This is a genomic window from Protofrankia sp. Cr1, from assembly GCF_963555865.1.
Lineage (GTDB): Bacteria > Actinomycetota > Actinomycetes > Frankiales > Frankiaceae > Protofrankia.
Map to the genome: position 1 here is coordinate 6,867 of NZ_CAUVXO010000039.1, position 660 is coordinate 7,526.

General features: G+C 75.2%; 1 protein-coding gene. It reads right to left on the reverse strand.

Annotated elements, in window-relative coordinates; translation table 11 throughout:
- Positions 1-660, reverse strand: a 660-nt coding sequence (locus U9980_RS06045) for an acyl-CoA dehydrogenase family protein (protein WP_322767047.1), incomplete at both ends; no start/stop codon positions are given.

The window sequence follows — 660 nt, forward strand, 5'->3', positions numbered from 1 at the left end:
CACCAGGCCTGGGCCACCGCCGCCGCCTCGGTGAACGCGGGTGTACCCGCGGCGAGCAGCGCGCGGTCCACGGCCGAGCGCGACATCTCCACAAGCACGAGCAGGTCCGCGCACAGATGCTTGACGGCCTGGAACCCGCCGATGGGACGGCCGAACTGCCGGCGCTCCTTCACATAGGCGACGGTCATGTCCAGGCACGCCTGCGCGCCACCGAGTTGCTCGGCGGCGAGCACCACACCTGCGGTGTCGAGCGCGGGGCCGACTGTTGCAGCCGCGGTTGCGCCGTGGGTGAGCCGGGTCGCGACCGCCCCGGTGAAGGTGATCTGGGCTTGGGCCCGGGTGAGGTCGAGGGTGTCCAGGCGGGTGACGTCCGCCCCGGGCTCGTCGGTGTCGACGAGGAAGAGATCGGGCCCGCCGCCTGGCTGCGGCACGGCCGCGACGACGAGGCTGCGAGCGCCGGGGGCGTCCAGGACGAAGGGCGCGACCCCGTCGAGGGTCACCCGCGCGGACGTGCCGGCCCCGCTCCCCTTCTGAAACGTCACCTGGAGGCGGTCGGGACGCCAGCGCCCGTCGGCGTCGGTGACGGCGAGCGCGGCCACATCCCCGGCCGCGACCCGCGCGAGTGCGCTGGCCGCGGCGGATCCGCCTGTCCCGGCCTGG